The sequence below is a fragment of the Teichococcus coralli genome (genome assembly GCF_009829925.1).
GTDB classification, from domain to species: domain Bacteria; phylum Pseudomonadota; class Alphaproteobacteria; order Acetobacterales; family Acetobacteraceae; genus Pseudoroseomonas; species Pseudoroseomonas coralli.
This window is the reverse complement of record NZ_SNVJ01000064.1, coordinates 1-1065: the sequence shown is the minus strand read 5'-3', so window position 1 is coordinate 1065 and position 1065 is coordinate 1. Positions and strand designations below refer to the sequence as shown.

General features: G+C 64.8%; 1 protein-coding gene and 1 pseudogene. One reads left to right on the top strand and one right to left on the bottom strand.

All coding sequences use genetic code 11. The features are described 5' to 3' along the window. Positions 1–313 (bottom strand): annotated as a pseudogene (locus tag E0493_RS22940) (IS110-like element ISMmg1 family transposase); the annotation flags it as partial. A 90-nt stretch (positions 314–403) separates the two neighbouring features. Here E0493_RS22940 and E0493_RS22935 point away from each other — a divergent pair. Then, positions 404–1065: transposase (locus E0493_RS22935; protein WP_235914003.1), on the top strand; the 662-nt coding region annotated here is incomplete at its 3' end.

Genomic DNA, 1065 nt, shown 5'->3' with positions numbered 1-1065 from the left:
GCCGGACCACAAAAGATGCAACAGAACCCGCCTCGGCGTCCCGGTCGTCGTTCTTCTGTGCTTTGACGTAGGGCCGCACGTATTCCGGCGACATCAGCCGCACCTCGTGGCCCTGGGCCGCGAGGTGCCGACCCAAGTGGTGCGCCCCACAACACGCCTCCATCGCCACGATGCAGCCCGGCGCCTTGGCCGCGAAGGCTGCAATGCTCTCCCGCCGCATGCGCCGCCGGACCACCGCCCGACCGGAGGCATCCAGCCCAACCAGGCTGCAGCTGTTCTTGCCCAGGTCGATCCCGAGAACCTGCACGTTCATGCTCCGTATCCTTCTCCGGCTGCCCTGCCAGGCAGGCTACGTCAAAGAGGGGCGGGCCATTCCATAAGGGGGGCCTTCCACCATACCCAGATGGTCATCGTCGAGCGGGCCCGGGCTGTCGGCTTGATTGACGCCTCACCCGCGGTAGCCGTGGATGCGACAGGGCTGGAGACGCGGCACGTTAGCGAGCACTTTGACAAACGTCGCGGCGAGGGCAAGGGCTCGGGCCATCGCCAGCGAGCCTGGCCCAAGCTCACCGCGGTTCTCCACATCCACTCGCACCTGATCATCGGTGCCGTCACCGGCATCGGCCCCAGCCAGGACTCGCCCGACTTCACGCCTGCGATGCGCCAAGCCGTCGGGCTCATGGTGCTGAGCACGGTTCTGGCCGATGCTGGCTATGATGCTGAGCACAATCATCGCCTCTGCCGCGACGAGCTCGGCATTGAACGCAGCGTCATTGCATTGAACCGACGGAATACAGGGCGGCGTTGGCCGAAGACGCCCTATAGGCGAACCCTCCACCAGCACTTTCCTCGCGTTCTTTATCACCAGCGTTGGCATATCGAGAGCGGCTTCAGCCAGCACAAGCGTCGCCTGGGCTCAGCGCTGACCGCGCGCGGCCACCAAGCTCAAAGGCGCGAGCTCATCCTGCGCGTCCTCACCCACAACCTCATGATCCTCAGATCTCGGTCAGGAGGGTTTCAACAGGGCAAAGCGGGCTCTAGAGCGGTTTCCGGCCTGACTGAATC